Here is a 26,867-nt window from a genome sequence, read left to right on the forward strand (position 1 = left end):
TATAAAATAATATCAAAAAAGATTTATCTTTGCGCCAGAAAATTATGACAATACAAAGAGCACATATCAATGCAGAACTATGCGAAAGTCCTTCTAATAAAGGATTATTCGGGTATGATGAGGTGATATGGAATGAGGCGAAATGTGCTGACTTTGGAAATTATTTACTGTAAACTTGTAAAAAATTAATCAAAATACAACAGAAACGCCTCGGAAAACCGAGGCGTTTTTTGTTTTTTAGGTCAGAAATTATTTAGAATGAAAAAAAATAACCATAAACATGAAAAATTTTTAATAAACAATGAAATTTTAATACGATAAAATAGAGTGATAAGCAACCCGGTGAGAGACAGTCATTTAGGTAATTAAGATATCTGCAAAATATTGCGGACAGAAATTCTCTATGCTAAAAATAACGCATAATAAATTGATTATCAGTATTTTAATTTGAAAATTTATTTGCGGATTCCAAAAATTCATATTTACTTTGCAACCGAAAATTGAAAGCAACAGGTTTTCAGGATTCAGTTAAAAATAATTTAGAAACAAACAAAAATAAAATGAAACAGTTACACAACATATTCAATCAATATTCAAGACTATTCGGACAGAAGCCGACAGGTGTTGCATGTATTCTTGAAAGTGAAATTGTGGATAAAAGGTGCTTATATACGTGGGTCAGCTAATGATCTCTTACGTTTAAATATATGAAGCGCCTCCCGAAAAGAGGCGCTTTTTTTATGGTTTCTTTAGCTTATTTGGTAAAGCGCCGGTCTGTGGAACCGGAGAACAGGGTTCGATCCCCGGAGATACCCAAAGGAGAAAATCTCATGGCTCAATTGGATAGAGCGTCGGTTTACGGCACCGAAGGTTGAAGGTTCGAGTCCTTCTGAGATTACAAAGAATGTGAATTTTAAAATTGACAAGCGAAGCGAATTGATTATTGACTATTCACGACTTTAAAATAATCCCATAGCTCAAATGGTTAGAGCACCGGTCTTTTAAACCGGGGGTTGAAAGTTCAAATCTTTCTGGGATTACAAAAACGGTTCCGTAGCTCAACTGGACAGAGCATGGGTTTTCTAAACCCAGGGTTAGAGGTTCGAGTCCTCTCGGAATCACCAAAGGTTCATGGAAGATTTCCCATCCGGCTGTCTCCCGGAAAAGAAACAGAAGTGAACCCCAAAGCTGGAAAGATAACGGTGGTTGTTTACCCGTCTTGGACGCGGGAGGTCGCAAGTTCGAATCTTGCTTTCCAGACAATTTGTTCCATTAGCATAGTGGCAAGTGCATCCGGCTTTCTACCGGACGACAAGGGTTCGATCCCCTTATGGAATACAAATGATTTCGTAGCTCAAGTGGTTAGAGTGTCGGTCTGATACACCGAAGGTTGAAGGTTCGAGTCCTTCCGGAATTACAGTAACTAATTGTTAATTGTTTCAGGAGAAAAAGTAAAAGTTTGTCGAGAGCAGAAGATCTTTACGCCAAACACGAAAAATAGAGACAGGCTTTTCTTCTCTCCAGATTAATTAAAAGTTAAAGAATATCATTTATAAATTTTTAGGTAAAATAAAGTTTGTCAGGCGCAGAAGTTCTTATATCAAACAATTTTAGACAGACTTTATTTTTAATCTGATGGTTCGCCGAAGTGGAAGAGTCGGGACGGTCTGCAAAACCGTTGTGTAAACTGAGTGGGTTTGAATCCCATAGCCATCTCAAAGTAAAAACTATAGGAAATATAAGAATCTTTTATCATTGATCTTTTATCATCTATAGCAAAGAATATCCTTTATTAATAAAAGAAAAAGGCTGTCGAGCGCAGAAGATCTTTAACCAAACATTCAATATAAAGACAGACCTTTTCTTTTTAATGGTAAAATGAGGAATTACTTATGAATATGATTAATTGCTCAAAAAAATCCGGAAGTACGCCGAAGTTGGAGAGTCGGGGCAGACTGTAAATCTGTTGCTTCATTGCTGAGTAGGTTCGAATCCTACTACTTCCACCAACCACAAATAATGTAATGGCAGCATGCAGGAAATGTACTCTTGTTGTCCAGGTTCGATTCCTGGTTTGTGGATTAACGTTCTATTCGTCTAACGGTGAGGACGCCTGCCTTTCGAGCAGAAAACAAGGGTTCGATTCCCTTATAGAGTACTGGATGTGAATAGCTGGTCAATATTGAATTGATTTAATACCATGAAAGTTCAGATTTTATTGAAAAAATTGGCCAGTTACCATTCACGCAAAAAAATGAAGAAAAGAGAAAAAGGACTGTCGAGAGCAGAAGATCTTTAGTCAATAAAAACAGACAGCCTTTTACTTTTTTAAACAAAATACATTAGGAAATGAGAAAGGTTTGTCAAGCGCAGAAGATCTTTACAAACACTAACAGGCATAGTTTATTATCAGACAGAGCTTTCTCAAACCTAGATATACTATGAGTAATAAGTAATGAGCAATAAGTAAATACCCATGGATTTTCATTAAGAATTACCGATTACTCATTACTAATAAGATACACCTCTCTATTCCAATTGGCAGAGAAAACGGCTTTAAACCCCGTAAAGTCCCAGTTCGAATCTGGGGAGAGGTACAGGATATAAGTGATTGAATAACAGTGAGTAATAATGAAAATAAAAATATTACTCATTACCAATTACTCATTACTTATAAAAAACCTGCGGGAATGGTGGAATGGCAGACACTCTTGATTTAGGATCAAGCTTTTGAGGGTTCGAATCCCTCTTCCCGTACAAAAACATAAATGATAAGAGATTAATGATCAATGATTGCTGAGCACTTCATCAATTATCAATCAACATTTATCAATTATAAAATTGATTCATAGTGTAATTGGCAGCACACAAGATTTTGATTCTTGGAGTTTAGGTTCGAGTCCTAATGAATCAACAATTTTACTCTGATAGTGTAATGGCAGCATCTCAGTCTCCAAAACTGATGGTATCGGTTCGAGTCCGGTTCGGAGTGCAAAGTGAATAGTCAATAGTGAATTTTGCTTTGCAAATGAATTTAAAAATATTGACGATTCACAATTCAGAAATTAATTTAAAACAAAATTTAAAACATGTAGAAAAAATGGAAACGCAACAACAAACATGGCAGAATATGAGTGGAAAAATTTTCCAGCACTCTATCACACAGCTGGTAGAAGAAGCCATCATTCGCGAACAGGCCAACGGACACCGTCTGAAAGTATGTGTGGGATCAGACTCTCATGTATACGGAGATGCCATCAACTATGCTACGGCAGTAGTATTTATTCGTGAGGGAAAAGGAGCGTTTACCTTTATTAGAAAAGAAAGAGAAATACAGAGTATCAGTATCAAGGAGCGAATGCTGAATGAAGTCAACAAATCCGTTGAAATTGCATACGCGATCTGTTCTGTGCTGGATGCTTATGGTGTGGAAATGGAGGTACACGCAGACATTAATACCGACCCGGATTTTAAATCCAATGTAGCATTAAAAGATGCCATGGGTTATATTCTGGGAATGGGATATGTGTTTAAAGCAAAACCTTACGCTTTCGCAAGTTCCAACTGTGCTGATATGATGGTGTAATAAAGCTGGAAGCTTAAAAACTATAAAAATTAACTCATGGAAAAAACAAAAAGATTATTATTTCTGGATGATATAAGATACCCGATCGAGGCTTATCATTATACCCAACAGGATATTTTCCTCAGAAGTGACTGGCACATTGTTCGGAATTACGAACAGTTTGTCAACAGGATCTTGGAAAAAGGACTCCCGGAAATGATATCTTTTGACCATGATCTTGCAGACGAACACTATTTGAAACAGAATTCTCAGGAATTTGTTGAGAAAACAGGATACGACTGCGCCAAATGGCTGGTAGAATATTGTATGGATCATTATCTGGACCTTCCGAAATTCTATTGCCACTCCATGAATCCGGTAGGAAAGGAAAATATCCTAAACCTGCTGCAAAACTTTAAAGAATTGTAATGGACATTTTAAGATTTATTGAAGATATAAAAGCACATCTGAAGCTCACATTTGATAATGTAGACGGATGGTTTCAAAAAGATAAAAAAACGTTGAATCATCAGCCTTCAAACGGAGGCTGGACGATTCAGCAGATTTTAGAACACATTTATCTTACGAATTTTTATCTGCTCATCCTTATCGAAAAAGGGTCCAAAAAAGCAATGAAGAATTCTTTAGATCTTGATCTGGAATCTGAAATAAAAAACTACAGTTTCAATAAAGAAAATTTTGACAAAGTAGGGGAGCACGGTGCCTTTGAATGGATAAGACCAGAACATATGGAGCCGAAAGGAGAATTAAGCTTAGATGAAATAAGAAGCTTAATAAACCAACAATATCTTCAATGCGTACACTATCTTGAAGTAATGAAAAATGGCGAAGGACTCTTGTATAAAACGACAATGACAGTGAATGACCTGGGGAAAATTAATGTATATGAATATATTTATTTTCTGTCACTCCATGCTCGAAGACATATTACCCAGATGCAGCAAAACGAATCAGAAATGATTAAAAACTAAACAAAATGATTTTCAAAACATATAACGCTATAGAAAATGCTTACCAGGCCCGTGTGATCGATCAGATCAGAATGCAGGGTTTTAGAGATGAGGTTTTCATCGTACAGGAAAAAGTTCACGGAGCTAATTTCTCTTTCTTTACCGACGGAAAGGAAATTAAAATCGCAAAGAGAACTGCTTTCATCGAAAAAGATGAGAAATTTTTCAATGCCCATCAGATGTTGGAACGCTACAGAAAAAATGTAATAGAAGTGTTTCAAAAAGTGAAAGCCATTTACCCGAATGTAGAAACTGTAGTGATCTACGGTGAATTGTTCGGTGGTGGTTACCAACATAAAGAAGTAGAACCCGTAAAAGATGCTGTAAAAGTACAGAAAGGTATTGAATATGCACCTTACAACGAATTTTACGCTTTCGATATTAAACTGAATGGAATTACCTATTTGGATACAGAAGTGGTCAATCAGATTTTTGAAGAGACAGGATTTTTCTATGCTAAAATTTTGTTTCAGGGAAGTCTTGAAGAAGCTTTGAAATTCCCTAATGTTTTCAATTCAAAAATTCCTGCTTGGCTGGGATTACCCGAATTGGAAGACAATAGGTGTGAAGGAACCATTGTAAAAACTTTGAAAACCAGATACTTTGGAAACGGAGCCAGAATTATTCTTAAAAATAAGAATGAAAAATGGGTAGAAAAATCAAAAATGGTTAAAAAAGAGGGTAAAACTGTTCAGAAACAGATTCACTTCAGCGAAAAAGCTCAGGAGATCTGGGAGGAAATCCAAAAATATGCTACAGCCAACAGATTGAATAATGTGATAAGCAAAATTGGCGAATTCGAACCTAAAATGATAGGTAAGGTAATTGGTCTTTTTTCACAGGATATTTTAGAGGATTTCCAGAAAGACTTCCCGGCAGCTTTTGCCACTATTGAAAAAGAAGAGCAGAAAAGGATCAACAAAAAGTTGAATTCTTTAGTCATTGATTTTATAAAAGAAGAGTTGATGACTCTTAAAGTATAGTTTCGGTAATTTTTTACCGAAACTTTTTTATGTATAACAAGTAACCATCAAAGTCAGAAGAACGAAAACACTTCATTGTATTAAAGAGAAATAGGACTCATGAAAGTGTGACAATTCCCATCCTTTGGAGGGGTGGCGAAAATTCAAAGAATTTTTGACGGGGTGGTTTTAAAAAGAAAAAAACAATTAAAAAAATGAAACCCAATATATTTTTTACAGCAGACCATCATTTTGGTCACGAGAATATTATAAAGTTTTCAGAAAGACCTTTTGAATCACTGGACCATATGAATGAAGAACTCATTAAAAGATGGAACGAGAAAGTTGAGCCCGGTGATACAGTCTACCACTTAGGAGACATGAGTTTAGGCAAACCGGATTTTACAAAAGAGGTTTTAGACCGGTTACATGGCAATATTCATCTGATCAAGGGCAATCATGAAGGAGCGGCTCTCACTTATCCCAAACGATTTGCTTCCATCAGAGATTACCACGAACTGAGAATTGATGAAGCAGATCAAAGTAATGGTAAACAGAAAATCATTCTTTTCCATTACGCCATGCGTACCTGGAATGGTTCACACCGCGGGGTCTGGCAATTATACGGCCATTCACACGGAACTCTACCGGATGATGAGATGGCACTCAGTTTTGACGTTGGGGTAGATTGCCACAATTTTTATCCGGTTTCCTACGAGGAAGTCAAGGAAATAATGAAGAGGAAAAAATGGACGCCTCCATTTGCTCCCAGAAATTAACAATTAACAATGAAAATGAAGCTTGAGGATATGAGAAGTATAAACCTAACTAACTTCTAGCTTCTAATTTCTAATAAAATCATGAAAACAACCAATGAGATGATAATCATCGATCTGGAAGCTACATGTTGGGAAAACGACAGAATTCCCATTGGGCAGCAGGTCGATATTATAGAAATAGGAATTTGTAAATTAAACTTAACATCAAAAGCAATTTCCCAGAAACAAAGCATCTATGTTATTCCGGAACGGTCAGAAATCAACAGATTCTGTACACAATTGACCGGAATTACGCCGCAACTGATAGAAGAAAAAGGAATCTATTTCGAAGAAGCCTGTGAATTAATCAGAGATCAATACCATTCCGCACCACTTACCTGGGCAGGATATGGAAACTTCGACGGAGAGCAGATCATAGAACAATGTGACTGGCTCGGGATAACCAATCCTTTTTCAGAAAATTATATGAATGTGATGCATGAATTTAAAAGACATTTCAAATTGCATAAACAAATAGGGCTTAAAAGAGCTTTACATTATTTGAATATGGATTTTGAAGGCACCCACCACAGCGGAGCAGACGATGCTTATAATACAGCCAGAATTTTAAGTAAGATTCTGTAAATAGTCAATTTCAAATACTGGAGGACAGATGCTGGAGGCTGGAAGTAAATGAGACAATAGTAAAAATTTCTTCTTTCTGCATCCTCTTCCAATCTTTAACAATTAAATTTTAGACAAGTGAAAACAACAGAAAATATATTAATAGTAGACCTTGAAGCAACGTGTTGGGATAACCGCCCGCCAAGAGGTCAGGAAAGTGAGATCATTGAAATCGGGGTATGCATCATGAATGCAAAAACAGGTAAGATCTCTAAAAATGAAGGAATTTTAGTAAAACCCCAGTATTCAAAAGTAAGTCCGTTCTGTACGGAATTGACTACTATTACCCAAAATATGCTGGATCATGAAGGCATTATGCTGGATGATGCTTTCGATATTCTAAGGGCAGAGTATGATTCGGAGGAACTGACTTGGGCGAGCTACGGAAACTACGATCTGAATATGCTTCAGAATCAGGCAAGAAGATTCTACACAGATTATCCAATGAGTGATGACCATATCAATGTGAAGACATTATTTGGTGAAATTCATCCTACAATCAGGAAAAGTGTCGGAATGAACAGAGCTTTGGGTGAACTGGGTATGACTTTAGAAGGTACCCACCACAGAGGAGTAGATGACGCTAAAAACATTGCAAAGATTCTGCATTGGTGTCTCCAAAAGTCCCGATAAAACTTTTAAAATTCATATATTTAAATATCTTGATTCTTAATATATGATTAAAGAATATAATGTGCTGGAGCATATCAGAATGCGGCCTGCAATGTATATAGGTTTTCTGAACCACTTAGGCTACAATGAATTAATAAGCTATTTTATTGAAGATTTTATTCAAGCAGAAATCTATGATATCACTTTCATCCTGAAAAAAGATAATAGATTGGTTATGAAATGGATCAGTCCTGAAAGAACGCTTTTTAATACAGAAATCATAAAAACTATTGATCAGTACAAACAGGGACAGTTTTATTTATCATTGGCAGGTATTATTGCATTGACAGAGTATTCTACGATTGAGATTAATAGCTTACCTGTTTTGCAATCCGAAAAAGGGAACTTTAAGATTTTGGACAACATACAGCATATTGATAATGAAGAAACCTGCAGATGGACAATTGATTTCATTCCTGATAAAGATATTTTTAAGGACTTGATATTGAGTTACCGCGTTTTGAACAATTTGTTCAGAAGGTTTTCATTTTTGGATTCAAATATGAAAATAAAAAGTATTGATGAATCTGGAGATGAACAGCAGATTAATATTTTTCATTACCCAGCTGGTTTAGCTGAAATCATAGATGATGAAGTGCAAAAGAGATTGCCATATAATTCCTATTTTTTTACATTGAATTTTCGGAAAAAAACAGAGTTTTCATATTCGGTAGCATTTGCCTTTGCAGATTACCAGATCTTTATACCTAAAATCAAGATGTACGCCAATTATAAAGAAACTATTTTGGGAGGATCTTTACTGGATGGAATTATACAAGGATTCAAGATGTTTTTGAAAGAGGAAGCCGTAAAGAGAAATATAGAATTAAATATAAGTACAGCAAGACTTAAAAAATACCTGTTGCTTTATGCTTCTGTACAAGGAGAACTTACTTTTTTGGGTTCAACCAGATGGAAGCTTGGAACTCCGAAAGTGCAGACGGAAATTAAGAACTTTATGTATGAAGAACTGAAACTTTATTTTGCCAATAATGAAGATAAGACAATTCATATTATACAAACTTTACAGCATGAATAGTAAAAGGCTCCCTTTAATATGGGAGCTTTTTGTTGATAATACTGACCATACTTTCACTGATTGTATCAAATAATTCCACCGGAATAGAATGTCCCATCCCTTCAATGAGAAGCCATTCGGCATTGGGAATAGAATCCGCAATATCTTTTCCGCAATCAGGATGAAAGATCAGATCGTCTGTTCCGTGAATGATTAAAGTTGGAGCAGTTATTTTCTTTGGCACTTCAGGATTATACTGAAAGGAAGCCATTGCTAAAAGCTGCCGGATAATTCCGTTTTTGGTTCTGGAGCGTATAAGTTCCTCTTCAAGCAAAGCTTTTTCCTGATTCGAATCAAAAATATATCCCGAACCCGATATTTTTTTTGCAAAACGGATCTTTTCTCTTAGATACTCTTCTTTCTGAAGAACAGGATCAGCAGTCACCTGTGTCATCATAGCCATCACTTCCGGATCAGGTTTGGGAAGGGAAGGATTCATAGAAGTAGACATGATGATCGTCAATGATAAAACTCTTTCAGGATAATAGGAACCTAAAAGTTGTGCAATGATTCCTCCCATGGAACGTCCTGCAATATGAGCTTTTTCAATATTTAAATGATTAAGAAGATCAATAACATCATTCGCCATATCCATTAAAGAATAAGAAATCCCTTCTTTACTGAGCATTGCAAAAATATCTTCAATCCTTTTATCAGAAGGTATTTCCCTTTTTGAATTAAAAACAGAACTCCCCGAATCTCTGTTATCAAACCGAATCACCCTGAACCCTTTTTCAACCAACAGATCACAGAATGTGGTATCCCAACGGATCATCTGACTTCCTAATCCGGGAATTAATACAATGACATCAGAATTTTTTTCGCCAAATACCTCATAGCATAATTCCACATCATTCATTTTGACTGTTTTCATTTAATCCCTTTGTGTATTTAATAATACTTCTTCCAATGGTAAAAGTCTGGAATCTTCTACCGCAGCCATTCTATGTCCCATAATTTTCATATAAGCTTCATTTTTTTCGAAACCGAAAAAATCATTAACACTTTTTTGTTTGATTAAGAGACACAGATCCCAATATTCACTTTCAGGACCTATCAGAAACTGGTCTCCCTTTCCAATAAATAAAATTTCTCCACCGCTTTCCTTTAAATAAGGTTCCGTTTCCCTGATATAAGTAAGATAGGCATCCCAACCACTTGTTTGCTCATTGGGTTTCAGATCCGGATATTCAGAATAATCTGCTTCTTTCTTTAATTTGATGAGGTTAAGATTAATGATGGCTCCTTTTATATTTTTAGTAAACAGATGTTTACCTGCCTCAAAAGTTGGAGATAGATATTTTTTTGACATCACTTTAATATAATTCTGTAATGAGTCCGGAAATATAAGACTGTTCAGCCTTTTGAATCTCTTTACGATAGTTGATAAATTCATTGTTCTCATCCGGAACAACAACTGCAAACTCAAAGGTAAAAGAATCACTTCCCGATTCTGTCCATTCCTTCTGTAACTGAGGATTTGTAAACATGCCTCCGTTTAGCAGAAATTTCATCTTGTTCACCAGTGCTTCCAGGTTTAAAGAACCCTGAACGTATTTTTTCCCGTTTGAAATGTTGGTAACAGCAAGTACTCCCATTGTTGTTGTATGGTCTTTTGCCCTTTCTCTTAGTTGTTTTTTTAATGCATTTTTCATCTTTTCACTATTGTATATTTCCTCCTAAATCAAATAAAAGCTCATTGACCATGCGTAGAGATTTACCTTTTTTGGAAGAAAGAATTTCTTTGGTAATATTTTCTGCGCTTAGTTTAGCTTCTTCAAATACCTTTTTACCGTTAGGAGTGATGACCACATAACTTACACGGGCATCTCTTTCGTTGCTTTCTCTGGATACAAGTCCGATTTTTTCCAATGGATTCAATAATCGGGTAACTCCTGATGCGGTAAGACCTATTTTTTCGGCAAGATCTATTCTTCTCATTTTGTTCTCAGAGGAAGAAAAGAGCACATAAAGAATAACAAAGTCATTGAATCCCAGGCCATGAACGCTCAGAGAATCAAATTTTCTGGCAATTACAGACTGTAGCTTATTGATGTTTATTAAGAATAATAATTCTGTGCTTATCATTGAAAAGTATTTGAGTTGTCAAGTATTTTATTTTGCAAATATATAAAATTTAGCGAATTACAATCCTGTTTTTATTATTTTAAAAAAAATTAACGTATTAGTAAGCTAACATAATTGGTTATAAGGTATCTTAAATTCTGGAATTAAGACACCAAATGTTGTGTAAATATCATTATATAACGCTTTTAACCACTTTTTTATTAATATATCTTTAAACAGGGAATTGTTTTTATGTTATCAACGGCTTTGATAGCCATTGTTTTAATTAACTTAATATTTGTTAAAAAAATCACTTTTATGGGATAATTTACTGTCTGTCAGTCATTTTTTTTTATTTTAGCCGATAAGAATGAGTTTATGCTTATTGATAAAGGTTTTCAGGTGAAAAATTTAAACTGTTGACGTATTGTAAAACAGGAAACGATTACAAATAGCAGAATTCCGGATATGGCAAGATACCTGTTGATATTGTCAGTGAATTCTTTGATCGTTATATTCCTGATAATACTTCTTTTTTAAATACTTCATTCAATTTTATCAAGGTGTTTATGATAATAATCTGATGAGAATTTTATATCTGGTATCCTGTTTTTCAGACTCTGCTTTTACAGGAAAAAAATAGTAAAACTTATTAAGTGTTGTATATCAGTGTTTTTATGTAAATAGATATTGTGTTTCCGAATGTTTGGATGAAACAGAATGCGCTTCCCTGAAGAGGCTTTGTTTATTCATGCTTTTGGGACTGTTTAATACTATGAAACGCTCTGTGGTACGGCTTTTGAAGCCCTATAAACAGGGTGTTTTTGAATAATTTTAAAGAAATGAAGTGGGGGATAATAATCGGTAAAAAGTTAAGTTTTGAATGGAATCAGATAAAAGGATTTATCTACAAAATTCCCAAACTTATCCGTGTGATTACCAGTTGGAATGCTGCTTCCGGAAAACTGCTGATGCCCATTCTTTCAACAGTTGAAAAGACAGTTTTGAATGCTGAAAATTTCCTTAGGCTTTATCATGAACTGTTAAAACAAAATCAGTCTGGGATGAAAAAAATCTTGTCAGACAACCTAAAGAATGGAAAAAATGAATAACCTGAAACAAATTTATACATCAAATTAAAGCACCATGAAAGAAAGACTTTATGAGATCCTTAATGAGGAAAAGATACATGAGATTATTCCCTTTCTAAAAGAGCTTAGTATTGAAGAAAGGAAAACACTGGTACCGTCTATAAAGAAAATGGACCGTGAGATCAGTAAAATTGTAATGACTAAAAACTCCTACCATACGGCAGGATCTGTGAATCAGCATTCCATCATAGATATTGCTTCATTTGTCTGCATGGACAAAAAGAATTTTGGTAAAAACTATTGGAGTCTTTTCCGTAATGTAGAACAGACTGATCAGATACTGGAATGGGGATGCCCGGATTGGTTTTCAGACTTTATCAATGAATCTGTTGAAGCTGAATTTACAGCATTTAATTATAAAGATATTTTAGGATGGACGGAGAAAGGATATGTACAGCCCAAACCAGAATTGTTGGGACATCATCTGAGCAATTATCCCGCAGATCTTGACCGCCACCCTGAAACACTCAATACTCATTTTTGGTATTTGTGTGAATTTCCTTCCAAATCTTTACCTTTCCGTAAAGAATGGTTTCCTATTGTTCAAAAACTGATTGCAGATAAGAAAATTGAAAGAAAAAGATTTCTGAAAGAATGCCTTTTGGCTGCCAACAGGAATTTTAATAAAAATGTCACGGGTTGGTTTATGGATGCGTTTACCTCATTAAAACCAACGGAAGAAGAATTATCTGATCTACAGGATGAACTACTTGCAGGGCTTGTTTCTTCACAGTCAAAAGCCGTGAATACAATATTATCTCACTTGAAAAAAATTGTGGGAACTTCAGAATTTAAGAATGAAGAATTTTCAAATTATCTTCCGAATCTATTAAGCTCTGAGGTAAAAACAGTAGTGGTTTCCAGTCTGGGCCTTACTGAAAAAATATTCCAGAGAAAGAAAATGGATCCGGATATGCTTGGGATGGCTTTAAGTACAGCATTTGTCAGTAAAGATGATGGAATACAATCAAAAGCAGCGAAGATCATCCTTAAATACATTCCGGCTTCAGAAAATATGATGGTGGCGCTTTCTCATTATTCAGATAATATATTAACCAATGTACGTCCTCTTTTGGTAAAGTACATTGAAGAAAAACAGCCGGAACTTGAGGCGATAGCATCAGAAAAACTATTGCTGACTTCAGATGAAAATGCAGTGCAGGTACTTCAGAACTTTGAAGATCTCATGTTCTATTTGCCTTTAGCAATGGACAATCCTTATAGCTACCATTGTGATATTGCTTTGACTGGATTTATCAGATTTGCAGGAGATGTAGATGAAGAATCTGTAAAACTGATGGAACCTGTGTTTTTGAAAGCCTGTAAAACCATTGCAAAATGGGAAGTTCCTTATCTGAACGTTTTATTATGCAATGCAATCATCAATTATGGGCTGGCTTTAATGGAAAAATATCCGATTCAGTTAAAGAATCTGGAAAAAATATACCAGAAAACCAAAGAGGACGAAGCTACGAGAGAGTCTTACTCCAATTATCAGAAAAAATTGGGACCTATAGAAGATGTAGGGGCAGATTGCCCGGCAAGACAGGCATTTAAGGAAATCGCTATCTATGCTGTTGAAAAAATAAAATCCGGTGATAAACTTCCTTTGTTGTTTCCTATCACCCATGCGCCATGCTGGATTTCTCCCGTAACGCTGGTTGAGAGATTGGAGAATTACCAGAATAACAATGCAGAGCCTCATCATCTGGATATTCAGCTGGCCCTTCAACGTTGTGCTTTAGACGATACTTCTAAAGCTATTGAAGAAACAGAGAAAAGATTAAAAGGTGAATATAAAGACTTACTACTTTTCTTCTTTGGAGGAAATGCAAAGCCGGAAGGTAAGTTTATACACCCTTCATGGTGGATGACCGCTGGAATTACCCGCTCACCGGAAACGGCTTTTGAGGAATTTAAAAATTTCGGATATGATAATATTCCTGCAGAATTCTTTTCGGGAGATTATCAATGGAAAACCATTGACAATAAGAAAAACTCATACTATCCGGTAGAACTGAATATTACGATTCCAAAATACCATCTTGAAAAAAGAAAAGAACCTTTATTCATGGAATATTTTGTTGCTGAGCAGAAAGAACTTAATGAAATTCCTGCGCTGATGCTTTGCTTCCCCAATACACCTGCAAATGCCCTGGCGAAGGTAATTAAGTACTGTCTTTTCTATTCAGGAATTGCAGAAGTTTTTGAAAGAAGCCTTGTTCTGAATACTGCCAATACGCTGTATCAGATCAAAAAACCTCTGGATGAAATTGGATATCTGTTTCTTGGGACTATTTTCCTGGATAGTGATAAAACCATTCGTGGAACAGCTGCTGAGATCTGGCTTGAACATGTTTCTGGTCAGATGATGGATAATGCAAGACTTGGAAGAGTGATTGGTCTGCACGAAAAATTAGAATGGGCACCAGTGAAAAGATTGACCGATCTTATACAGCACCACATGCTTAATATAAGTAAAAATCACAATATAGCTCTTGAAGAATTGATTTTCAGTATTTTACTTCAAATGGAGAAGCCGGTTACCAATCTGAAAAGAATTCTGGAGATCTACCATGAAGTATTGGCTTTGAACCATTCCTCAGTACATCAGGAAGTCGTTGAAAAATTAAACAGTTGGAAGGAAAACTCGAGTCTTAAAAAAATATGTAATCTTCTTCTGAAAAAATAGAACATGGAAGATACGCTTATTTACAGCTATTCAGGAGTATCCTCTTTAGTCAGGAGAGGTACACTTGAAGAGTTATTTCTTGCCAAATACAGTGAGATTGATAAAAATACTGATATTCCCTGTTTTTTCTGGGGAAATGTAAAGCAGCCTTTTATTTTGGCCCGATGTCTGATCACACTTTCAAACATCGTGAAATCCAGTTTTAACCTGTCACCTTTTCAGATGGCACTTCTTAAAGATCCTATAGTGACAGCAGGAAATGAAAGATTAAGGTTTGAAGGTTTTTCTCATTGTGCAGGAGTGTATGCAAGAATAGATGTACTTCCTGAAGGCTTGTATGGAGAGTTTCTTGAAAACGGAACAACAAATGTGGATTTCAATCAACCTATGATAACAGAGCTGGGAAGTATACGTCCGAATGAAGAAATTATGCTTTCTGTAGGGCAAAAAGAAGTAGGACTATACAAGGGGGAAAGCAAAATAATAGAAAAGAAAGTACCATTGCCTGCTAAATGGATCAAAGGACTGGGAACTGTTCAGGTGTATTTATCAGAATCCGAAAAGCGTCATACATTCAATAAGATTCAGACACAGCAATTGTTCAGAGGAATGCCCAAAGGAGTGGTGAAATCAGATTATTATTTAATTGTGAGAGGAAATAAACCTGTTTTTTCTCCGGTAAAATCTGCAGATTCTGTTTGTATAGGAGGACTTCACAGACTACGCCTATTAGAACCTCTTCTTCCTTATATTGATGGTTTGCAGGTTTTTGCACATGCTAATATGCAGTCTACAACATGGCAACTCAATATGGGAAATATCCGGTTAAGTTTTTCTTTATCGAGAGAATGCTGGAGAGGTTTTTCAGGTGAAGGTGCGGTGTTGGATAGCCTGATTTCAGATGTTCCTGATGAGTGGATTGATGCGCTGGATAAATATGCCTATGCCAATCAGTCTTTTAATCCTGGCAGACTTACCTTGGAAGAGAACATCAGTTTTGACAATGTTAAAAATAGTACAGGCAGGCTTGCTGCAATGGGATTGCTTGGTTATGATCTTAATGACAGAGAATTTTTCTATCGTAGACTTCCATTTAAATTAAGCCGGATTATCGGGCTTAATCCCCGCATAAAAAATGCGGAAAAATTGATTGAAGACGGAAAAGTAGAAATCTTGAATAATAATAAAGAAAGAACAGAAGCCAGAGTAAGAGGAACCGGTGTACATCATACAGTAATCATTCAGGAAGAAAAAGAACGCTGTACCTGTGAGTGGTTCAGTAAATATCAGGGGGAAAGAGGTCCCTGTAAACATGTATTGGCAGTGAAAAAACTGGTTAATGTTTAAATACTGCTGATGCTCATCTTATCATTTTGTTGAGCAGCACAAAGGCGCAACATCTTGCGCCACTGTGTTGTAGTAGTGTCTTATTAATTACCAGTCTGCTTCATCCATTCCTCATAGCTCAGTACTCCCAGTTCCGGTCTGCCTTCACCCTCCAGAATAGAAATAAATTCAAGCTGATTTCCATCTGGATCATTAAAATAAATAGCCAATGCAGGCATCCATGCAAATACCATAGGCTCTACAGTTCCGTTTTTTAGAAAATTGTAAGGTTTTAAATCCTTTTTTTCAAGAAATTCTACAGAATAATTCAAAATATCTTCTTTACTGCTGGAAAAAGCAAAATGTCTGGTCTGAAGATTCTCCTTTTGCTCCCAAAGCCCCAGCATAAATTGTTTTCCTTCTCCCGCCCATAGAAAAGCAATAGGTCTGTTTTCATCTTTGTGAGCCAGTTTTAATCCTAATACTTCCGTGTAAAACTGTATTGCATTTTCCAGATTGCTCACCTGAATATGAGTCTCGTATATTCCTTTAATCATAGCTTAATTTTAATAAAACAAAGCTAGAAAACTCTTATCTGAAAATTCCGCATAGACGATTTCTTTAATTAAAATGAATAATAGAAGGATTTTATAATGATGAATTATAAATGATGAATGAAGAATTCAATTTTATTCCTACAGCATCTGTGTATTCTGTGTTATAATAATTTCAATATAGTACACAATAGAGTTGGTCTTAGCCCGCCTTTCAAATATAGCACCTTTCAGTCGGCTTTAACCAAAACTTAAAATCTGCGAGAATCAGATTAAAAATAAAAAAATCAAAGAAAAATTTTCTGCGCAAAAAGATTGCGTAATACTGTTTTTACTTTGCATCAGAAATCAGAAAGGAAGTATCAATCCTTCCCATGTTTAACAATAAAAACAGTAACCATGAAATTTAATTTTTTAAAAAAAGAAAATAAAGTAGTACAGAACTACGAAGGTACAAAAGCATATGCCATGACACCTGCAGAAGAACTGTATAGTGCTGTTGTTACAACAGGACTGTCAGATGCCAACTACGAAAAAGGAAATGACAGATTAGGAAGAATCCAGTCTCTGATCAAAAAAAATGATCCCGAATTTGTGGCGAAGCTGGCCGTATATGCAAGAAAAGAAATGTATCTGAGATCTATCCCATTGGTTTTGACAACTGAATTGGCAAAGCAGACTTCAGGTACAGACCTTGTAAGCAAAACAGTAGACGGAGTCATTCAGAGAGCAGATGAAATTACAGAATTGCTGGCTTACTATCAGTTTGCCAATAAAAGAACAGATACCAAGAAACTGAATAAACTGTCCAAACAGATTCAGAAAGGTCTGGTAAAATCATTCAATAAGTTTGATGAATACCAGTTCGCAAAATATAACAGAAAAGCAGAAGTAACCCTGAAAGATGCGTTATTTCTGGTTCACCCGAAAGCTAAAGATGAAAATCAGCAGGCAGTTTTCAATAAAATTGCTAACAATACACTGCAAACTCCTTATACGTGGGAAGTGGAGCTTTCAGTTTTGGGTCAGACAAAATTTGCAAATGATGCAGAAAGAAAACTGGCTTTCAAAAATAAATGGGAAGAATTAATTTTCAGCAACAAACTGGGCTATATGGCAACCATGAGAAACCTGAGGAATATTCTGGAAGCTAACGTATCGTCTGATGCGATGAACAAAGTGTGCAGATATCTTTCCGATGAAAGAGCCGTAACCAATTCAAAACAGCTCCCATTCCGATTCCTGGCGGCTTACAGAGAATTAAAAAACTTTGATTCTGCTTATCTGTCCTCCGTACTGGAAGCTCTGGAAAATGCTGTTTTGGTAAGTGCCACAAACATCAAAGGTTTTGGTTTTGAGACATCAGTGGTGATCGCTGCCGACGTGTCAGGTTCTATGCAGAAAGCAGTTTCCAGCAAAAGTAAAATTTTGCTGTATGATATCGGTTTGCTGATGTCTATGATCCTCCAGTCACAGTGTAAAAACGTGGTAACGGGTATCTTCGGTGACCGTTGGCTAAGAGTTCCAATGCCGAAAAATGGTATTTTAAGGAATGTAGATGCCTTCTACAAACGTGAAGGTGAAGTAGGATATTCCACCAACGGTTATCTGGTGATGGAAGACCTTATCAAAAGAAAAGAGCAGGTGGATAAAGTAATGCTTTTCACTGATACCCAGATGTGGGATAGCACAGGAAACAGAAACTCTTTCGAAGACGTGTGGAAAAAGTACAAAGCCATCGCGCCTCATGCAAAGCTGTATATTTTTGACCTTGCAGGTTATGGTACACAGCCGCTTGATATCAGGAAGGATGATGTACATCTTATTGCTGGTTGGTCAGACAAAATTTTCGATGTACTGAACGCGTTGGAAGACAAAAAGTCTGCAGTAAAAATGATTCAGAAAGTAGTGCTGTAACAGGCACTGCTTTTAAAAATAAAACCTATGGAAATGCGACATAGGAAACGGAGGCGTTAAGAAAATAAGCTATGCGAACGTTAAGAAAATTCTATTGTTTGAAGCGCGACACAGAAATTGAAACGAAGAAGTTACATTACATTCGCGCAAGTTTTAGAATTTTTAGAGAGTGTTGGTTATTTTTAGCCAAAGTTTCCAGGTATTGAACTTTTGGTTCTTTTGCTTCAAGGCAAAACGAACAAATATTTACATGAAAAATAAAAGTATGGGAAATTTAATGCATAGAATTAAGCAGGATCTTAAAGATGGCAGAAAGAAAAAAGCATGCGACAGATTAAGAAATATGATTAATCAGTTTCCTAATGACCTTTCCCTAAGAAGAAGATTAGGACAGATTTATTTTGAAGCAGGATTTCTTGATGAAGCAGGTAAATTTTGGATTCTTTCTAAACCAGAGAATAATAAAATGGAAAATGCAGTAGAGATTTACAGAAAGTCTTTAAGCAATTCTGGAAATGCCATTTTAAAAGATATTGTTTTCAGAGGAGATAAAAAACTGCTTGATGAATATGCATTGAAAGTAATCACTGAACTTGAACAACATAGTCTTAAAATCACAAAACAGATTCCTGTTTTCAAAATCAAAACAAGAGAGAAAGGCAGTTATTCAGAAAACAAAACAGATTTTTTAAGTAAAATAGGAATCTTTTTATTGATCGGGTTCATTATTTTACTTCCGATTTTAGGGATTTTTAAACTTTTTGAAATTATTTCATTATTATTTTCTCAATAAAAATCAACTACGTAAAAAGATTGCGTACCTGCAATGTAATTTTGCAGTGTTAATAATACTGGTGCCGTTAGAAAGACCTCCTTCGATTCCAAACTGACAGAGTCTTTCATCAGATTGCCCGGTAGCTAACCAATGCCGTTAATAAGAGTTTCATCGTCAACTTCCAATTGAACATCAACTACTCTTATCATTCATTGCTTGGTTTTTAATAAAAAAACTGCGTAAGTAGAATTCGCAGTAAGAATATAATTTTGTAGAAAGAAAACTAATAACTATGAATAATTATAAACCAGATCTAAAAGAAGCGGTGTATTGAGGTTAATACTCAATACTTATGAAAAAAGCTAAAACGTTAAGACAGAAATTCGGATTTAATGAATATGGATTAATTGACTTTCCAAAGAAAGTTTCAGGCGTACAGATCTCAAGATTGATGTACGGAAATGATATGGGTTGTTCATATTGTTTTCCACATGGTTTTGAAGTGGTGAATGCAAGGTATACAAAGTTCCAGCGAAACTGGAAGAAATACAGAAAAACCCAATGGAAAAATTAAAATCAGGTGTCGTTTTGGAATCATACTTCGAGTCCCCCGTCAGATGCAGGTTCAATTCCTGTCATTCCTGTTGTAAACGGAATGTAGCTCAAATGGCAGAGTAGATGGTATAGAAAAGATTCAGCCGCTTTTACCCTGATGATATAAAAGAGTGCCGTAGAGAAGGCTTACTTCGGTATAATATTGGTTCGACTCCATAACAGATCATGAAAATGATCTTGTAAAAGTCTTTTTGAATCTTGCCTCTTTTATTTAAATCACATCAATGAAAAAATAATAATAAAAGGTTGAAATTTCCACCAATGATAACTATGGAAATGTGACATAGGAAACGGAGGCGTTAAGAAAATAAGCTATGCGAACGTTAAGAAAATTCTATTGTTTGAAGCGCGACACAGAAATTGAAACGAAGAAGTTACATTACATTCGCGCAAGTTTTAGAATTTTTAGAGCGTGTAGGTTATTTTTAGCCGTAGTTTCAGGTCTTGAATTTTTGGTTCTTTTGCTTCAAGGCAAAACGAACAAATAGGTAAATAAAAATTATACTACGTAAATAGAATGCGCAATAAGAATATAATTTTGTAGAAAGAAAACTAATAACTATAAATAATTAAAATCAAGTGTCGTCTTAGAATCATACTTCGAGATTGAGTAAACATTGGGTCGCAGGTTCGAATCCTGCCTTCTCCCTCGAAAAGGAGAGGTAGCTCAGCAGGTAGAGCAAATGCACGGAAGATTCTGAAAAATATTACCTTGATTTGTAAAAGAGTGCCGTAGAAAAGACCTACTTCGGTTTAATTTGGTTCGACTCCAGAAGATCATGAAAGTGATCTTGTACAAGTCTTTTCGAATCTTGCCTCTTTTTTATTTTAAAAACAAACAAGTGCCGTAGAAAAATGTTACTTCGCTCATCACGACGGGGTCACGGGTTCGAATCCCGTCTCTTCCACAATAAAAAACACAGTCTAAATAGGAAGAGTAGCTCAGCTGGTTAGAGCACGACTGCATTATTCACCTGTTGCCTTGTTTTTTAAATATATAAGAAGCCGGAAGTGGGACGTTGAAAGATATCTTTGTATATAATTTTCTATAAAGTCAGATGATTTTTTCAGACTTTACCCCTTTCTTCTGCCCACTTCCAGCTTCTTTATATTACTATTTTGAAGTGTCGTTAGGAAAAAATTCATCGTAACACAACTATGGGAGGAATAGCGAAGCCGATCACTCCGGCAAGGTTATCCGGTTCGACTCCGGCAAACGTTTAGCCCGGTTTTTTCCTTATTATTACCTTAAAAAAATGCCGGTAGATTACTTACCGGCATTTTTCATTGTATTTTCAAGCTCTTCTTCAAACATTCCTTTCCATTTTGAAAGCGTTGTTCGGCTTATTTTATATTTTCGTGACATATAACTTGTAGAATGACCATGTTTTTTTTGATACTGAAGCAGTTTTAGCATAGTCTGTTTGTCATAGGTTTTGAGTTTTTGATTTTCTCTGGATTGCTTGAACAGTTTTTCGTTGAATTTAAGAACATCTTCGCTCGTATGAAGCTTTTCAAGAAGGTCTTTAACTTTTGGATCTTTAAGCTTTTCGGGATATTCCATCCTCAGCATATCCTGGTAAATTTTTTTGTAATTAGGGCGCATTTTTATCTGTTTATCCGTTTGCATTATCACTCTTCTGAAGCCATCTGTGGAGAGTGCTTTTCGGAATAGAATATTCTTTAATGACTTCACTTTGCGTCATTTCACCGGAAAGAATTCTTTTCATTATAAAATCTTTAATTTCTTGTGTATAAATATTTTTCCTGAAATAAGGTGTTTTTTCGGACTTCTGCTGGTTTTTGTTAACTGCCGACGGAGGTGCGTATAAAATCAAATGCGAGCTGTAAAGTCTGAAAAAATCATATTCCAGCAATTTGCTCCATCTTAAAAGAAGATCCGTATCCATTGATCTGCTGTCATACATCATTTCGACAGCCTCTTCATCTTTGCTTAAAAATTTACATATCCTCTCTACTGTAATTTCATTTTCATCAACTCTTTCCTTAATAAATTTCCCAATATGGATTTCTTTATATAACATTTTTACTAAATATTGTTCTTTTGTTTAAACTTATATATAAAAAAACGAGAATAGGTGATATATATTATCTTACTTGGCAGGGAATAATTCACAAAAATTTGAAATTGATAAAGAATAGAAATTATGATTAAGAATATTAAAATAGCTTTCATAAGACGATGAATCTTATAAAATAGATTTGAATTTTGCCAAATATCTTAAAAACAGGTGGGTAGGGATCACCTTAATGTACTTGGATTATATTCTTTATTTTCAATGGTCTTCTCTTCTTCTCTTTCAAACTTCTTTTCCTGCCATTTGTGTGAAATAATATATAACCTATTAAGGTTTTATACAATTCTATGAGTTAAAGCTGCGATAGATTGATAAACAGCTTTTTACTCGTTGAATTTTTAATTAGTACCAAATAATTGCTTATTCGCTTTCAAATGTAGACAAAAATAAGAAGTAAAAACAATCATAAATATAAAAATTATACCTTATGTGTTTATTTTAATTAAAATTAACATATTATAAGAACTGATGTGTGAATTATTCAAATTAACAGATGGGTTCATGAAAAAATGATAAAAAGAAAAAATTGTATACCATCCTGACAGTCCATACCTTTGTCAATGAATGAAAAATACTATAAGATTATTCGATTTTTCGAAAAAAATCAATTATAAAAATGAACTGCTGGCTGGCTTTACGGTAGCGATGACAATGATTCCCGAATCTCTTTCATTTGCTATTCTGGCCGGTCTTTCTCCGCTTATCGGTCTTTATGCAGCTTTTATGATGGGACTTGTAACAGCTGTTTTGGGAGGTCGTCCGGGAATGGTTTCTGGTGGAGCAGGAGCAACGATTGTTGTGTTGATTGCTCTTATTCAATCCCATGGGATTGAATATCTTTTTGCCACTGTAGCACTTGCCGGAATCCTTCAGATGATGGTAGGTATTTTTAAACTGGGCAAATTTGTAAGACTGATTCCGCAACCCGTTATGTACGGATTCCTGAACGGGTTGGCTATTATTATATTCATGGCCCAGGTAGAGCAGTTTAAAATAACAGATAGTAGTGGTGCGGTAAATTGGCTGCAGGGAATGCCTTTATACATTATGGCTGGCTTAACAGCTCTTACAATTGCCATTGTTTATTTTTTTCCAAAAATCACAAAAGTTGTTCCTGCCTCTCTTGTGGCTATTATCATTGTCTTTGCTGTGGTTCTCGGATTTAATATTCCAACAAAAACGGTAGCAGATATCGCCCATATCAGTGGAAATCTTCCGAGTTTCCATATCCCACAGATTCCTTTTTCTCTGGAAACGTTACAGATTATTTTTCCTTATGCCTTAATTATGGCTGGAGTAGGTCTTATAGAATCTCTTCTGACATTATCTATGGTGGATGAAATTACAAATACAAAAGGAAGTGCCAATAAAGAATCCGTAGCTCAGGGATTGGCTAATATTACCAATGGCTTCTTTGGCGGAATGGGAGGTTGTGCAATGGTAGCACAAACGCTGGTGAATCTCAACGCTGGTTCCAGAGCCAGATTATCCGGGATTATTGCATCATTGTTAATTTTAATTATTATTCTGTGTGGAGCACCTGTAATAGAGAAAATTCCCATGGCGGCTCTGGTAGGAGTGATGATGATGGTTGCGATCAGTACCTTCCAGTGGGTATCCATCAGGATTGTGAATAAAATGCCGAAATCCGATATTTTTGTTGGAGTAACTGTAGCTCTAATCACTGTGGTTTTACACAATCTGGCTTTGGCGGTTTTGATTGGAGTGATCATTTCAGCATTGGTTTTTGCCTGGGATAATGCTAAACGAATCAGAGCAAGAAAATATGTAGATGAAAATGGGGTGAAGTACTATGAAATATATGGACCTTTGTTTTTTGGTTCAGTAATAGCGTTTACGGATAAATTTGATCCTGTGAATGATCCGGATCAGGTGGTTATTGATTTTAAAGAAAGCCGTATTGTAGATATGAGTGCTATTGATGCGCTGGACAAATTATCCAAACGTTATAAACAATATCACAAAACCTTGCATCTGCGCCATCTCAGCGAAGACTGCAGAAAAATACTTAAAAATGCAGAGGCTGTAGTGGAAGTTAATATTCAGGATGATCCTACATATAAGGTGATACCGGAAAAATAGGAGAGGAGTCAATGAGTGAATTTTGCTTCGCAAGTGAAAAGTGAATTTTTTCAGAATAGAAAAATTGAAAGCACATCGAATTAACAATTGATCATTCACAATTTCATAGTCAATGAGTGAATTTTGCTTCGCAAGTGAATGGTGAATTTTTATAGTAAAAAAAAATTGAAAGCACATCGAATTGACAATTGATCATTCACAATTTCATAGTCAATAAGTGAATTTTGCTTCGCAAGTGAATGGTGAATTTTTATAGTAAAAAAAATTGACAAGCGCAGCGGATTGACGATTGACTATTCACAATTTCATAGTCAATGAGTGAATTTTGCTTCGCAAGTGAATGGTGAATTTTTATAGTAAAAAAAAATTGACAAGCGCAGCGGATTGACGATTGACTATTCACAATTTCATAGTCAATGAGTGAATTTTGCTTCGCAAGTGGATGGTGAATTTTTTCAGAATAGAAAAATTGACAACACAGTGAATTGACGATTGACCATTCACAAACAAGACAAGGACTGTAAGAAAAAATCTACAGTCCTTGCTTGTTTAGGTTATTAATGTGTTTGCAATAAAATCAGGCACTAAAGCATAGTGTGATAATTTCATGCTGATAGAAGCTCTTCCGCTTGTCAGCGTTCTCAGGTCAGAAATATATCCGAAAGTTGAAGCTAACGGAACTTCCGCTGCAAAAATCTTTCTTCCTGATTTTTCGTCAATAGAAGTGATAATCCCTCTTCTTCTGTTGATATCCGCAGTGACAGCTCCCGTGTACTCCTCAATACTTTGGATTTCTACCTGCATAACAGGTTCCATCAATTTAGGATGACATCCTTTTGCCGCTGCTTTGAATCCTTCTCTTGCTGCAATTTCGAAATCAAATGCTGCAGAATCCTGAGCGTGGAAAGAACCATCCAGAAGAGTCACCTTCATGTTTTCCAGAGGATATCCTTTTAATGGGCCATGTTCCATAGCTTCTCTGAAACCTTTTTCAATAGAAGGAATAAATTCAGTCGGAATAACTCCACCTTTGATCATATTGATAAATTCCAATCTATTGTCATTTCCCGGGCCAATCTCAAACGTGATATCAGCGAACTGGCCGCTTCCTCCGTTTTGTTTGGAAAGCTTTTCTCGGTGAACTTTGGTTTCCGTTAAGATCTCACGATAAGAAACTTTAGGTTTCCCCTGATTGATTTCAATACCATGATTCAGACGGATTTTTTCCAATGTAACCTCCAAATGAAGTTCTCCCAATCCACTCAATAAAGTCTCTCCGGTCTGCGGATCTCTTTCAACCACCAAAGAAGGATCTTCTTCCTGTATTTTGGCCAATACCAAACCGAAAGATTTCTCATCACCATTCGTTTTCGGCTCGATAGCAATTCTGATCACAGGAGTCGGAATTGTAATGGCTTCCAGTAATATCGGCTTTTCTAGAGAAGATAGAGAATCACCGGTCTTGGCATCTTTTATTCCTGTTAAAGCAACAATATCTCCTGCTTTAGCTTCGTTCATTGATAATGTTTTATCAGACTGCATCTGTAAAACTCTCGAAATCCTGAAGCTTTCACCCGTTCTTACATTCACTATCGTATCTCCGGATTTGATTTTTCCGGAATAGACACGAAGCATAGCCAGTCTTCCCATATGTTTATCAATCACCACTTTGAAAACAAGTCCTGAAAAAGCAGCTTCCTCATTTCTTTCCAGTGTTACCGTTTCATCTGTATGTGGATCTCTTCCCTGCAGGTCAGCAAGCTGATCTGGAGCAGGCAGATAAGTAACCACAGCATCAAGAAGAGGCTGGATTCCCTTATTTTTAAAGGCTGAACCACATAAAACAGGAACAGCTGATCCGGATCTGCAGACTCTTTGTATAGCTTCTGAGAGTATTTCAACAGTTACTGTTTGTTCAGTATCCATAAAAATTTCAAAGAACATCTCATCATTCTCTGCAAGAGTTTCCATTAATTTAATTCTGTATTCATGGGCTTCTGTCATAGAAGCAGCAGGAATTTCCTTTTCCATGATGGTTTCTCCATTTTCATCTGTCCAGTATAAGGCTTTCATTTTAATAAGATCAATAACGCCTTCAAAATCGTTTTCAGCTCCAATCGGAATCTGAATGGCCAATGGAACAGAATTCAGCTTGGTTTTTATTTCATTAAGAACAGCAAAGAAGTCTGCACCCATTCTGTCCATTTTATTGATGAAACAGATTTTGGATGTTCCATGTTTTTCAGCCTGGAACCAAACGTTTTCAGTCTGTGGCTGAACTCCTGAAGAAGCACAGAAAACTGCGACAACGCTGTCAAGAACTCTTAGAGAACGTTCCACTTCCACTGCGAAATCAATGTGTCCAGGCGTATCAATAATGTTGATGTTATAAACTTTATCGTCTTTTTTCCATTGGGTAGAAACTGCAGCGGATGAAATGGTAATTCCTCTGTTTCTTTCCTGTATGTCTTTATCCATGGTGGTATTTCCGTCATCTACATTGCCGATTTTGTGAATAAGTCCTGTGTAATACAGAAGTCTTTCGGATAAAGTAGTTTTTCCTGCATCTACGTGTGCTATAATCCCTATATTTCGTGTGTTGTATTTCATTTTTTTTAATTTAAATTGTTGATTTTTAGATCTGTGTTCGGAAAAGGTTCTGAAAAAAATAAGCACAAAATACACTCCGGTCTTATAAAGCCGGTAAAACATTTTCGTATTTCGTATCAAAGGAAAATTTTCAGAGATCTTAACAAACAGCAGAAGTTGTTTGAATTGTTAAAGTCTGAAATCAGGGCAGCAAAAAAGACCTATCCGA

24 protein-coding genes and 13 tRNA genes are annotated in these 26,867 nt (G+C 35.8%); 29 read left to right on the plus strand and 8 right to left on the minus strand.

Annotated features, from left to right (window positions below; all coding sequences use genetic code 11):
* The first annotated feature begins 44 nt into the window (after positions 1-44).
* The 22 genes from RHP76_RS19265 to RHP76_RS19370 all read left to right on the plus strand — a co-directional run bounded on the left by RHP76_RS19265 (position 45) and on the right by RHP76_RS19370 (position 8,711).
* Positions 45-173 (plus strand): penicillin-binding protein, encoded by a 129-nt coding sequence (locus RHP76_RS19265; RefSeq protein ID WP_120233400.1) that lies wholly within the window; start codon positions 45-47, stop codon positions 171-173.
* 575 nt (positions 174-748) lie between these two features.
* Positions 749-816: transfer RNA gene (locus tag RHP76_RS19270), tRNA-His, on the plus strand.
* 8 nt (positions 817-824) lie between these two features.
* Positions 825-898 (plus strand) — tRNA-Arg (locus tag RHP76_RS19275).
* 68 nt (positions 899-966) lie between these two features.
* A tRNA-Lys gene (locus tag RHP76_RS19280) sits at positions 967-1,040 on the plus strand.
* A 7-nt stretch (positions 1,041-1,047) separates the two neighbouring features.
* Positions 1,048-1,124: transfer RNA gene (locus RHP76_RS19285), tRNA-Arg, on the plus strand.
* Positions 1,125-1,188: 64 nt separating this feature from the next.
* Positions 1,189-1,260 (plus strand) — tRNA-Pro (locus RHP76_RS19290).
* A gap of 6 nt (positions 1,261-1,266) precedes the next feature.
* Positions 1,267-1,338, plus strand: a tRNA-Glu gene (locus tag RHP76_RS19295).
* A gap of 5 nt (positions 1,339-1,343) precedes the next feature.
* Positions 1,344-1,417 (plus strand) — tRNA-Ile (locus RHP76_RS19300).
* 217 nt (positions 1,418-1,634) lie between these two features.
* A tRNA-Cys gene (locus RHP76_RS19305) sits at positions 1,635-1,716 on the plus strand.
* 206 nt (positions 1,717-1,922) lie between these two features.
* Positions 1,923-2,009 (plus strand) — tRNA-Tyr (locus RHP76_RS19310).
* A gap of 77 nt (positions 2,010-2,086) precedes the next feature.
* Positions 2,087-2,158 (plus strand) — tRNA-Glu (locus RHP76_RS19315).
* A gap of 526 nt (positions 2,159-2,684) precedes the next feature.
* Positions 2,685-2,757: transfer RNA gene (locus RHP76_RS19320), tRNA-Leu, on the plus strand.
* Positions 2,758-2,842: 85 nt separating this feature from the next.
* Positions 2,843-2,914, plus strand: a tRNA-Gln gene (locus RHP76_RS19325).
* A 7-nt stretch (positions 2,915-2,921) separates the two neighbouring features.
* Positions 2,922-2,992: transfer RNA gene (locus RHP76_RS19330), tRNA-Trp, on the plus strand.
* Between the two features lie 108 nt (positions 2,993-3,100).
* The gene (locus RHP76_RS19335; RefSeq protein ID WP_062675669.1) at positions 3,101-3,586 is read left to right on the plus strand and encodes a ribonuclease H-like YkuK family protein; all 486 of its coding nucleotides are present in this window, start codon (positions 3,101-3,103) and stop codon (positions 3,584-3,586) included.
* Between the two features lie 36 nt (positions 3,587-3,622).
* Positions 3,623-3,994 (plus strand): cyclic-phosphate processing receiver domain-containing protein, encoded by a 372-nt coding sequence (locus RHP76_RS19340; protein WP_120233401.1) that lies wholly within the window; start codon positions 3,623-3,625, stop codon positions 3,992-3,994.
* Positions 3,994-4,557 (plus strand): DinB family protein, encoded by a 564-nt coding sequence (locus RHP76_RS19345; protein WP_123278938.1) that lies wholly within the window; start codon positions 3,994-3,996, stop codon positions 4,555-4,557. The genes RHP76_RS19340 and RHP76_RS19345 overlap by 1 nt, the downstream gene beginning before the upstream one ends.
* A 5-nt stretch (positions 4,558-4,562) precedes the next feature.
* Entirely contained in the window at positions 4,563-5,579 is a 1,017-nt protein-coding gene (locus tag RHP76_RS19350; protein ID WP_311228825.1) for an RNA ligase, Rnl2 family, read from the plus strand.
* 194 nt (positions 5,580-5,773) lie between these two features.
* Positions 5,774-6,337, plus strand: a complete 564-nt coding sequence (locus RHP76_RS19355) for a metallophosphoesterase family protein (protein WP_062675543.1) — start codon at positions 5,774-5,776, stop codon at positions 6,335-6,337.
* An 81-nt stretch (positions 6,338-6,418) separates the two neighbouring features.
* The gene (locus RHP76_RS19360; protein ID WP_120233404.1) at positions 6,419-6,961 is read left to right on the plus strand and encodes a 3'-5' exonuclease; all 543 of its coding nucleotides are present in this window, start codon (positions 6,419-6,421) and stop codon (positions 6,959-6,961) included.
* A gap of 117 nt (positions 6,962-7,078) precedes the next feature.
* Complete coding sequence (locus RHP76_RS19365) at positions 7,079-7,633, plus strand: 3'-5' exonuclease (protein ID WP_120233405.1); 555 nt, start codon at positions 7,079-7,081, stop codon at positions 7,631-7,633.
* 43 nt (positions 7,634-7,676) lie between these two features.
* Positions 7,677-8,711 (plus strand): hypothetical protein, encoded by a 1,035-nt coding sequence (locus tag RHP76_RS19370; protein WP_311228826.1) that lies wholly within the window; start codon positions 7,677-7,679, stop codon positions 8,709-8,711.
* A gap of 13 nt (positions 8,712-8,724) precedes the next feature.
* Here the strand turns inward: RHP76_RS19370 and RHP76_RS19375 are convergent, their stop codons facing one another.
* The 4 genes from RHP76_RS19375 to RHP76_RS19390 are packed head-to-tail and all read right to left on the minus strand — an operon-like array spanning position 8,725 to position 10,838.
* Positions 8,725-9,624, minus strand: a complete 900-nt coding sequence (locus RHP76_RS19375; RefSeq protein WP_311228827.1) for an alpha/beta fold hydrolase — start codon at positions 9,622-9,624, stop codon at positions 8,725-8,727.
* Positions 9,625-10,062, minus strand: coding sequence for a DUF1330 domain-containing protein (locus RHP76_RS19380; RefSeq protein ID WP_311228828.1), 438 nt, complete (start codon positions 10,060-10,062; stop codon positions 9,625-9,627).
* A gap of 4 nt (positions 10,063-10,066) precedes the next feature.
* The gene (locus RHP76_RS19385; RefSeq protein ID WP_311228829.1) at positions 10,067-10,405 is read right to left on the minus strand and encodes a GIY-YIG nuclease family protein; all 339 of its coding nucleotides are present in this window, start codon (positions 10,403-10,405) and stop codon (positions 10,067-10,069) included.
* 7 nt (positions 10,406-10,412) lie between these two features.
* Positions 10,413-10,838 (minus strand): MarR family winged helix-turn-helix transcriptional regulator, encoded by a 426-nt coding sequence (locus RHP76_RS19390; RefSeq protein ID WP_288443773.1) that lies wholly within the window; start codon positions 10,836-10,838, stop codon positions 10,413-10,415.
* A gap of 803 nt (positions 10,839-11,641) precedes the next feature.
* Between RHP76_RS19390 and RHP76_RS19395 the strand changes: the two genes are divergently transcribed.
* The 3 genes from RHP76_RS19395 to RHP76_RS19405 are packed head-to-tail and all read left to right on the plus strand — an operon-like array spanning position 11,642 to position 16,007.
* Positions 11,642-11,929, plus strand: a complete 288-nt coding sequence (locus RHP76_RS19395) for a hypothetical protein (protein WP_131797541.1) — start codon at positions 11,642-11,644, stop codon at positions 11,927-11,929.
* Between the two features lie 34 nt (positions 11,930-11,963).
* Positions 11,964-14,660 (plus strand): DUF6493 family protein, encoded by a 2,697-nt coding sequence (locus tag RHP76_RS19400; RefSeq protein ID WP_311228830.1) that lies wholly within the window; start codon positions 11,964-11,966, stop codon positions 14,658-14,660.
* Positions 14,661-14,663: 3 nt separating this feature from the next.
* Positions 14,664-16,007, plus strand: coding sequence for an SWIM zinc finger family protein (locus RHP76_RS19405; RefSeq protein ID WP_311228831.1), 1,344 nt, complete (start codon positions 14,664-14,666; stop codon positions 16,005-16,007).
* 83 nt (positions 16,008-16,090) lie between these two features.
* Here the strand turns inward: RHP76_RS19405 and RHP76_RS19410 are convergent, their stop codons facing one another.
* Positions 16,091-16,543: a VOC family protein gene (locus tag RHP76_RS19410; protein WP_120233412.1), complete on the minus strand. Its 453-nt coding sequence runs from the start codon at positions 16,541-16,543 to the stop codon at positions 16,091-16,093.
* A 396-nt stretch (positions 16,544-16,939) separates the two neighbouring features.
* Between RHP76_RS19410 and RHP76_RS19415 the strand changes: the two genes are divergently transcribed.
* The 3 genes from RHP76_RS19415 to RHP76_RS19425 all read left to right on the plus strand — a co-directional run bounded on the left by RHP76_RS19415 (position 16,940) and on the right by RHP76_RS19425 (position 19,806).
* Positions 16,940-18,457 (plus strand): TROVE domain-containing protein, encoded by a 1,518-nt coding sequence (locus RHP76_RS19415; RefSeq protein WP_311228832.1) that lies wholly within the window; start codon positions 16,940-16,942, stop codon positions 18,455-18,457.
* Between the two features lie 250 nt (positions 18,458-18,707).
* Entirely contained in the window at positions 18,708-19,250 is a 543-nt protein-coding gene (locus RHP76_RS19420) for a DUF6584 family protein (RefSeq protein ID WP_311228833.1), read from the plus strand.
* A 334-nt stretch (positions 19,251-19,584) separates the two neighbouring features.
* The gene (locus RHP76_RS19425; protein WP_062675530.1) at positions 19,585-19,806 is read left to right on the plus strand and encodes a hypothetical protein; all 222 of its coding nucleotides are present in this window, start codon (positions 19,585-19,587) and stop codon (positions 19,804-19,806) included.
* A gap of 1,308 nt (positions 19,807-21,114) precedes the next feature.
* Here RHP76_RS19425 and RHP76_RS19430 read toward each other — a convergent pair.
* On the minus strand, positions 21,115-21,453 hold the full coding sequence (locus tag RHP76_RS19430; protein WP_123278997.1) for a helix-turn-helix domain-containing protein: 339 nt from the start codon (positions 21,451-21,453) through the stop codon (positions 21,115-21,117).
* Between the two features lie 10 nt (positions 21,454-21,463).
* Positions 21,464-21,892, minus strand: coding sequence for a hypothetical protein (locus tag RHP76_RS19435; protein ID WP_062675529.1), 429 nt, complete (start codon positions 21,890-21,892; stop codon positions 21,464-21,466).
* A gap of 618 nt (positions 21,893-22,510) precedes the next feature.
* Between RHP76_RS19435 and RHP76_RS19440 the strand changes: the two genes are divergently transcribed.
* Entirely contained in the window at positions 22,511-24,049 is a 1,539-nt protein-coding gene (locus RHP76_RS19440; protein ID WP_311228834.1) for a SulP family inorganic anion transporter, read from the plus strand.
* Positions 24,050-24,598: 549 nt separating this feature from the next.
* On the opposite strand, the gene fusA is transcribed toward RHP76_RS19440, so the two are convergent.
* Positions 24,599-26,659: an elongation factor G gene (gene fusA / locus RHP76_RS19445; RefSeq protein ID WP_311228835.1), complete on the minus strand. Its 2,061-nt coding sequence runs from the start codon at positions 26,657-26,659 to the stop codon at positions 24,599-24,601.
* Positions 26,660-26,867: the final 208 nt, after the last annotated feature.

It is taken from the genome of Chryseobacterium sp. SG20098 (genome assembly GCF_031844745.1).
Lineage (GTDB): Bacteria > Bacteroidota > Bacteroidia > Flavobacteriales > Weeksellaceae > Chryseobacterium > Chryseobacterium cucumeris.